The organism is uncultured Nostoc sp. (genome assembly GCF_964245575.1).
Lineage (GTDB): Bacteria > Cyanobacteriota > Cyanobacteriia > Cyanobacteriales > Nostocaceae > Nostoc.
Genome location: NZ_CAXTNP010000309.1, coordinates 1 through 8,290, shown reverse-complemented (window position 1 = coordinate 8,290; position 8,290 = coordinate 1). Strand labels below are relative to the sequence as shown.

Here is an 8,290-nt window from a genome sequence, read left to right as displayed (position 1 = left end):
CCGAGTAAAAAGGTTCAACTGCCGAGTAAAAAGGCTCAACTGCCGAGTAAAAAGGTTCAACTTTTTTAACGAACCGCCAACTCTTGGAGAGGCTGACGCCAACGCGCAGCGTCTCTAAGAGTTGGACGCCATCGCGTAGCGTCTCTAAGAGTTGGACGTAAAGGAAGAGAAAGAAGAAATGCTTAACTGAATTGTATTGAGTTTCAAATAAAACTTTATGTTTAAGATATTTAAGGGCTTTTACAAAACTAAGAATACTCGCACAGTGCCGTTGCTGGAAATCTTGACAATGGCGGCAGAGACTTTGTGGAGTAACAAATTACGCACAGGTTTAACTATGTTGGGCGTGATTATTGGGATTTCTTCAGTTATTGCCATTACTTCTGTCGGTCAGGGAGTCCAAAAGGGGGTTGAGCAACAGATACAAGCATTGGGTACTGATGTGATCCAAATTTTGGCGGGTGCAGCAAGAAGCGGGAATGTCCGTCAAGGAGTAGGTTCTAGCAGCACCTTGACTTGGGAAGATGCAAAGGCGATCGCTACACAAGCGCCATCAGCACAGATGGTTTCTGCTTATCTTCAACGCAGCGCTCAAGTTGTATATGCAGGACAGAACACTTCAACAACCATTTATGGCACAGATTTGAACTACCCAGAAGTCAGAAATACTCACCCCCAGCAAGGGAGATATTTTACTCAAGCAGAATTAGATACTACCGCACAGTTAGCTATTCTTGGCCCTACAGTTCAAAAAACACTCTTTGCACAGGGTGTAAATCCGATCGGCGAGAAAATTCGCATTCAGGGAGAGGCTTATGAAGTGATTGGGGTGATGGAACCTAAAGGTTCTCAGGGGCCGATGGATCGAGATGACCAGGTTTTCATTCCTCTAACTACTATGTCGAAGAGACTGGTTGGGAACAATGCCCTGGTAGGCGTTTCTGTAAATGGAATTTTAGTTAAAGGCGCTAATCAGGAGCAGTTAGAAGCTGCTCAGTTTCAAGTCACCAATCTTTTACGGCTGCGTCACAACATTTATCCGCCGCAAGCTGATGATTTTCGACTGACCAATCAAGCTGATATTGTTAGTACCTTCACTAGTATTGTGGGTTTATTTACAGTAATGGTGGTAGCGATCGCTGGAATTTCGTTAGTGGTTGGTGGAATCGGTATTGCCAACATTATGCTGGTTTCCGTGGTTGAGCGGACGCGAGAAATCGGGATTCGCAAAGCCGTAGGAGCCACCAATTCTGCAATCCTTAATCAATTTTTAACAGAAGCGATCGTGATTTCCATTGTTGGCGGATGTATTGGGATGGTCAGTGGTGTTTTATTAGCGTTTATAGCCGCAAACACTTTCAAATTTCCCTTTGTAATTTCTTTATTGTCGATCATTGCTGGCTTTGGACTCTCATTGAGCGTTGGCTTAGTGGCTGGGGTAATTCCAGCACGAAATGCATCTAAATTAGATCCAATTACTGCTTTAAGAAGCGACTAAATAATTCATAACTCCTAACTCCTGTACGCGATTAATCGCGTCTCTACTCCTAACTCCTGTACGCGATTAATCGCGTCTCTACTCCTAACTCTTAATTCTTATGCCAACAATGATTTGGATGGAATCTATTACTAAAACTTACCACTTGGGAGAAGTTAGTGTTCCAATCCTCAAGGGAATTGAACTCTCTATTCAGGAGGGGGAATATGTCTCTATTATGGGTGCGTCAGGTTCGGGTAAATCCACACTCATGAATATTTTGGGATGTCTGGATCGTCCGACAACTGGAGACTATATTTTTGAAGGCAGAAACCTGACGACTTTTGATGATGATGAATTAGCCTATATCCGTAACCAAAGGATTGGTTTTGTTTTCCAACAATTTAACCTATTGGCACGGGCAACAGCGCTGGAAAATGTTATGTTACCAATGGTTTACGCTAACTTGCCTAAGCCAAAACGCCGTCAAAGGGCATTAGATGCCTTGGAAAAGGTAGGACTAGGGGGACGCATATCTAACCGTCCAAGTCAACTATCTGGGGGACAACAACAACGGGTAGCGATCGCTCGTGCTTTGGTCAACCGACCTGCATTAGTTTTAGCAGATGAGCCAACAGGAGCTTTAGATACTGAAACTTCTTGTGAGGTGATGAGTTTGCTGACAGAACTTAATGACCAAGGGATCACGATTGTGATTGTCACTCATGAACCAGATATCGCTGCTCAAACCAAAAGGATTATTCGAGTTCAGGATGGCTTGATTGTAGGCTAATTTGTTAATATCGGTTTTTTGAGGGGGAATTTAAAATTCCCGTAGATCAATTAAGATCAAAAGTTGTGATTGTATCCTCAAAAACTAATTAATAACTACAATCTATTTATGAATTTCAGTTTATTCTTCGTGCATTTTACCTGGGTTAGCGTAGCAATCGCTATTCTTTTTCCAAATGCAGCAAGTGCAGCAACTCCTTCAAAACCCCAGAATACCTCAAGCCCTGTACAAGTTCCCAATTACCTCAACCCCAGTCCCAATCCTCTGCAATTTCCTACCAAACCAGGGGAAGTAAGGATTAGGCAAACTGTGCCAATCAGTTTGGCACAAGCTTTGGAACTAGCAAGACGCAACAATCGAGATTTACAGGTAGCCCTATTACAGCTAGAACGCAGCCGATCGCAACTACGCGAGTCTCAAGCTGCCTTGTTTCCTACTCTGGATATTAACAGTGATGTGACTAATAGGGGTAATGGTTTTACTAACAATCCATCTCAAGGTAGTACCTCTTTTAATGGTTCAGCACAACTGAATTACAACGCTTATACCTCTGGTAATCGAGAAGCGACTATCCAAGCTGCCGAAGAACAACTACGTGTAGATCAATTGAATGTTGAAAATCAGTCTTTGACAATTAGCTTGAATACCACAACTCAATACTACAATTTGCAACAAGCAGATGAACAAGTAAGAATTAATCGAGCTGCTGTGGAAAATGCCCAGGCTAGTTTGCGAGATACTCTAGCCAGAGAACAGGCTGGAGTAGGTACGCGCTTTGATGTGTTGCAAGCTCAGGTGAATTTAGCAAACTCTCAACAAGAACTGACTAATGCTATCTCGCAGCAGCAAATTGCCCGTCGTCAGCTTGCCACGTTATTAAGTTTGTCAGAGTCAGTTGATATTAGTGCCGCAGATCGTGTACAAATAGCCGGTCTTTGGCCGCAGACGGTAGAACAAAGTATTGTCCAAGCGTTTCAAAATCGCCCAGAATTGGAACAGCAATTAGCACAACGTAATATTTCCGAGCAACAGCGACGACAAGCACTTTCACAGCTAGGGCCGCAAATTAGTTTGGCAGCCAACTACAACCTGTTAGATCAGTATAATGATGGCGTCAGCATTACTGATGGCTATTCATTGGGACTTAACGGAAATCTCACTTTGTTTGAAGGGGGAGCTGCAAGAGCAAGGGCGGCTCAGTCGAGAGCTAATATTGCGATCGCAGAGACTCAATTTGCTAGCCAGCGCGACCTAATTCGTTTTGATGTAGAACAATACTATTCTCAATTGCAATCCAATTTAAATAATGTGCAGACTTCTAGTGTGGCTTTAAATCAAGCTAGGGAAGCTCTGAATTTAGCAAGGCTGAGGTTTCAAGCTGGTGTGGGCACTCAAACAGAGGTGATTGATGCTGAAAATGACCTGACAAGAGCAGAAGGTAATCGAGTCGCAGCTATTTTGGATTACAATCGCGCTCTAGCTAATTTGCAAAGATCAGTCACTTCCAGAGGTTCGCGCTAAAGTCAGCCCCAACTCTTGGAGATAAATTCGCGTTCGGGGAATTAAAAATTAAATATTAAATATTAAATATTAAATACGCCACGGATAAATCTGCGCGTAAAATCGTGGCGAATTAAGGATTGAAATTTAAACGCTCTAGGGGCGCAGAGGTAAGCCAAGAATTCGCTACGAATTACAGCGCTTTTCAAGTAATTAAACTAGCTACTCCCCACTCCCGTTCGACTACGCTCTCGTCTTGCCCACTCCCTACTCCCCATCTCAGTCGTAATCTAGCTAAAGCTGAGAACGACTATGGCGTAGTAATTACCGCTACTGGGCAATCGGCTTTACTCAGAATTGCATCCACTCTGTGACCGAAGAAAACGCGACCCGTAACCATTCGGATACTACTCCCTAAAATAATTAGGTCAACTCCGTTGGTTTGGGCAAACTTGAGGATTTCCCTTTCTGGGCTGGTTCCTTGAAGAATATAGGTTTTGACATCAGCACCTAGATTGCGGCCAATTTCTGCTTGTTGTTCGAGTAGTTCATGGGCAATTTCCTTGACTGGAGCTAGCGATCGCTGCTCGTAAAGAATATACTCAACTTGTGGCAAATTAATCACGTTCACAATCATCACTAATGCGCCTGTTTGAGCAGCGATCGTACTTGCCATCTCCACAGCATTTTTGCTATATTCTGTCCCTACCGTTGGCACTAGAATCTTGTTCAACTGTTGTTGAGCGATTTTGGATATCTCGCCTTTGGGTTGGGGTAGGTGCGACTTCACCACCATCGTTGCACAAGGGGCTTCTTGTACTACCTTGTCTACAAGCAAATTGAACAATGCTTTCTGGGGGCGTATCTGTTCAGAAGCTCCCAGTACGATCAAGTCATAGTTTTTGTTCGCTTCATTCAGAATTACCTCCGCTTTACTACGCCCAGACTCCGTTTTTGTTTGCAGGGTGGTATCAGCAGGTAGCTGCATTTCCTCAGCAACAGAGGCCAAAGCTTGCTCGGCGGCAGTGTCTTTTACCTCGGTTGCTGTTCGACGGGCTTTTTTTTGGGGCTGTTTGTCACTCAGGGCATATAAAGAGGTGACTTCTATCGAGTTTTGGTGAGCCATGTAACCGACTAGTCGCGCCGCGAGTTGGATGTTGGGGCCACCGCTAGTAGGTATTAAGACACGCTGGATCTGCTTAATAAAGCTGCGGCTATCCTGCTCTTCTTGTTCCAAACGTCGAGCTTCCTCATCACTCATAACCACCTTAGACAAACACCAGCGCAGAAGGGGTGGAGCCATTAGGGAAGTGACGATCGCCACCATAACAATAATCGAGTACATCTGGGGATTGAGCACTCCCAAAGATAAACCAATCGTGGCAACGACAATTTCCATCGCCCCGCGAGCATTCATCCCGGAACCCATCGCCAAAGCTTCCCAATGACTCAAGCCGCCCACGCGAGAACCAAGGTAAGCACCTGTAAATTTGCCAACACAGGCGACAGCGAGAACAATCAAGGCAAATATGAACGTTTGCGGGACTAACAGAGCTAGTAAATTAACTTTCAAGCCAGCTGAAGCAAAGAAAATTGGCGCTAGAAAGCTTGCTGTAAAAACTTCTAGCATGTGTCCAGCTTCATTGCTAAAGCGGCGAGATTGACCTGCTAGAATCCCCATTACAAAAGCACCTAATGCTGCTTCTAGGCCTAATCCGTGGGTAAGTGCTGCTGCTGAGAGCGAAAGAATTAGCACAACCGACATACTCGCGGCGATTCCACCAACATAGTCATCAACCCAGCGCAAAATCTGGTCTACGATGGTACGCCCAATTGTAAAGGCGATCGCTAGAAACAATATAGCCGCACTCACGGAATGGAAAATTGTCCCCAGGTCAAATTTGCCGCTACTAGCTAAACCTGAAACCACAGAAAGTAAAATCCAGCCGATAGTGTCGTCAGTCATACCAGCAGCTAAGGTGACTTGACCAATGTCACGGCGAATCAGGTTTAAGTCCATCAGCACCTTAGCAATCACTGGTACTGCCGAAATACTCATTGCTGTGGCGATAAACAGACTGAATACTAGTCGCTTTTCTGGGTCGGCTAAAAAACTATCTGGCAATAGCCAGCCCAATCCAAATCCTGTGATAAACGGGACAATAATTCCGCCCAGTGAAATCAAAAGAGCCGTTTTACCCTTACGAAGAATCAGCTTTAGATCCGTCTCCAACCCAGTCACAATTAGCAAAAATAACACGCCTAACCAAGAAATCACCGAAAGTAAATTAGACTGTTCTTGACTTTGAGGAAAGATGTGTGCCTGTAAGTCTGGAAGGAGCAAACCAAATAGAGAAGGGCCAAGCACCACACCCGCCAGTAATTCTCCAACAACAGGCGGTAGGTTAATTCGGCGCATCAACTCACCTAATCCCCGCGCTACCAGAAGCAATAGTGACAGTTGCACCAACACCAACAGCAGCTCATGATGACCAAGAGGTTTAATTAAACCGTCACCTGCTACTTTCTGTGCAGCGAGTACAGGCACTAACATCAGGGACAGGTTTTGCATATAAACGTCCAAAGGTTGGATTACAAATTTTTAAAGGGGCTGCTTCAAGTAAATCTAAAAATGTTTACTTCTACATCGGTCTAGAGATTAAACTATCATTGTGATTATTAGCGGCAAGATTATCATGCGCGATCGCCCTTAGCTGTAAGTTCAGGATCAAAGCTGATTAACTTATTTTCGAGCGCGAACAAAGAACTTTGTAGTGTCTATCCAAATACCTTGATCGGTTGCTAGTTTCTCAATTTCAGCTTTGTACTCAACTTGCAACTGATTTAATTGTTCTTGTGATAATTTTGACAACAGAGGATTACCTTTAAAATTTATATTAATTACTGTCCAAGATAATCTGTTATCACTAAGAGGGCGATAACGTCCTGAGGGTTCAATCTTAATTTCGATATCTTTAAAACCTGCCTGATTGAGCAAATTGCGACATTTTTCTGGAGTCCCTAGTGGTTCAAGGATATGTGGTAGCGATTCACCCAAAACTTTAGCGCAGATCCTCTGCTGAAGAGATGCCATAAAAGCAGTTTCGGGAGGACAGGTGAATCCCACAAATCCTCCGGGTTTCAAGAAGCGATACCACTTTTTTAAAATAGCAATTATATCAGGAAAAAGTACAATGGCCTCACAGCAAAAGACAACATCAAAACTACTATCACTAAAGTTGAAATCTTCTGCATCCGCCTCAATTAACTCGATATTTTGTAATCTTGCTGCTGCAATCTTAAGTCTTGCTTGATGCAACATTCCAGGGGTCATGTCAATTCCAATCACGTAGCCCTCTGAACCAACTTTTTCAGCTGCGGGTATCGCAACTAAACCTGTTCCAGTTGCCACATCAAGGATTTTTTGTCCCGAATGTAGGGGAACAAATTCAAGTAAAATCTTGGCATCTAGAGGATGGCGAGTACCTTCCTCATGGTCATAAGTAATTCTGCTACCATAAAATTCTTTTAGTTGCTGCTTATAATTATCCAGAACAGTCATAATTAAATGTCAAATTTTCTCCACTTTATAGTAACTCTTGTTGTGATATTGAGTTGCTCGCTGCTGAACCCAACCCTGACAGCACAAGCGACGTCTTCATCCACTACAGTTTACGAACAGCGTTTTATCCATAGTCCAGATGGTATCGGCAAATATTACATGGGGCGAGAAATTGCCAAAGTTATGGGATACACTGGCGCTGGCTGGCTAGAACGTCCCAGCCGAGAGGGAGAGGAACAGCCAAGTAAAGTAGTCACCCTCCTCAATCTGAAACCTAATGATGTAGTGGCGGATATTGGTGCTGGTACTGGTTACTTAAGCTTTCGCATCGCACCGTTATTAACAGCAGGTAAAGTGTTGGCTGTAGATGTTCAGCCAGAAATGTTGGAAATTATTGAGTTGTTCAAAAAAGAGAAAAATATCATCAATGTTGAGCCTGTTTTAGCAAATCTTAGTAACCCCAACTTACCATCTGAAAGTATAGATTTGGCTTTGATGGTGGATGCTTACCATGAACTTGAGTATCCCCAAGAAGTGATGCAAGGAATTGTGAAAGCACTTAAACCAGGTGGTCGGGTAATGCTGGTTGAGTACCGGGGTGAAAATCCCTTTATCATGATTAAAGGTCTGCACAAGATGACTCAAAAGCAAGTCCGTAAAGAAATGCAAGCTGTTGGTTTGGTTTGGCGTGAAACTAAAAACTTGTTACCTCAACAGCATTTAATGGTATTTGAGAAACCTGATTCTAGCGCTTCTAATTTACTCTGACCTCACTTCCATTCCTCTCTCCTTTTAGGCTATCGTGTACACACAAATCTTTTAGAGTGGCTCCACAGACTTTTAATCCCCCCAACCCCTCTTGAAAAGCAAAGCTGTTTCATTCCACTCATTGGCTCAAGAAAGACTTGTGTTCTGAACGAAAAGACTTGTGTTCTGAACGAAAAGACTTGTGTTCTGA

Annotated in this window: 6 protein-coding genes; 4 read left to right on the top strand and 2 right to left on the bottom strand. The window is 43.6% G+C overall.

What is annotated here, in order from left to right; all coding sequences use genetic code 11:
• The first annotated feature begins 217 nt into the window (after positions 1 to 217).
• The 3 genes from ACFFAP_RS32440 to ACFFAP_RS32430 all read left to right on the top strand — a co-directional run bounded on the left by ACFFAP_RS32440 (position 218) and on the right by ACFFAP_RS32430 (position 3,791).
• On the top strand, positions 218 to 1,498 hold the full coding sequence (locus tag ACFFAP_RS32440; RefSeq protein WP_375515071.1) for an ABC transporter permease: 1,281 nt from the start codon (positions 218 to 220) through the stop codon (positions 1,496 to 1,498).
• A 100-nt stretch (positions 1,499 to 1,598) separates the two neighbouring features.
• A complete protein-coding gene (locus tag ACFFAP_RS32435; RefSeq protein WP_375515070.1) occupies positions 1,599 to 2,270 on the top strand; it encodes an ABC transporter ATP-binding protein in 672 nt (223 codons plus the stop codon).
• A 108-nt stretch (positions 2,271 to 2,378) separates the two neighbouring features.
• Positions 2,379 to 3,791, top strand: a complete 1,413-nt coding sequence (locus tag ACFFAP_RS32430; RefSeq protein WP_375515069.1) for a TolC family protein — start codon at positions 2,379 to 2,381, stop codon at positions 3,789 to 3,791.
• Positions 3,792 to 4,080: 289 nt separating this feature from the next.
• Here the strand turns inward: ACFFAP_RS32430 and ACFFAP_RS32425 are convergent, their stop codons facing one another.
• Both ACFFAP_RS32425 and ACFFAP_RS32420 read right to left on the bottom strand, forming a co-directional pair.
• Positions 4,081 to 6,342 carry a cation:proton antiporter gene (locus ACFFAP_RS32425; RefSeq protein ID WP_375515068.1) on the bottom strand — a complete coding sequence of 754 codons (2,262 nt, stop codon included), beginning with the start codon at positions 6,340 to 6,342 and terminating at the stop codon, positions 4,081 to 4,083.
• A gap of 171 nt (positions 6,343 to 6,513) precedes the next feature.
• A complete protein-coding gene (locus ACFFAP_RS32420; RefSeq protein WP_375515067.1) occupies positions 6,514 to 7,332 on the bottom strand; it encodes a class I SAM-dependent methyltransferase in 819 nt (272 codons plus the stop codon).
• 6 nt (positions 7,333 to 7,338) lie between these two features.
• On the opposite strand from ACFFAP_RS32420, the gene ACFFAP_RS32415 reads away from it, so the two are divergent.
• Positions 7,339 to 8,100 (top strand): class I SAM-dependent methyltransferase, encoded by a 762-nt coding sequence (locus ACFFAP_RS32415; RefSeq protein ID WP_375515066.1) that lies wholly within the window; start codon positions 7,339 to 7,341, stop codon positions 8,098 to 8,100.
• The last annotated feature ends 190 nt before the right edge of the window (positions 8,101 to 8,290 follow it).

Excerpts from the sequence above, each read along its gene's own strand:
- ACFFAP_RS32440 (WP_375515071.1), top strand. The coding sequence starts at position 218 with ATGTTTAAGATATTTAAGGGCTTTTACAAAACTAAGAATACTCGCACA.
- ACFFAP_RS32435 (WP_375515070.1), top strand. The coding sequence starts at position 1,599 with ATGCCAACAATGATTTGGATGGAATCTATTACTAAAACTTACCACTTG.
- ACFFAP_RS32430 (WP_375515069.1), top strand. The coding sequence starts at position 2,379 with ATGAATTTCAGTTTATTCTTCGTGCATTTTACCTGGGTTAGCGTAGCA.
- ACFFAP_RS32425 (WP_375515068.1), bottom strand. The coding sequence starts at position 6,342 with ATGCAAAACCTGTCCCTGATGTTAGTGCCTGTACTCGCTGCACAGAAA.
- ACFFAP_RS32420 (WP_375515067.1), bottom strand. The coding sequence starts at position 7,332 with ATGACTGTTCTGGATAATTATAAGCAGCAACTAAAAGAATTTTATGGT.
- ACFFAP_RS32415 (WP_375515066.1), top strand. The coding sequence starts at position 7,339 with ATGTCAAATTTTCTCCACTTTATAGTAACTCTTGTTGTGATATTGAGT.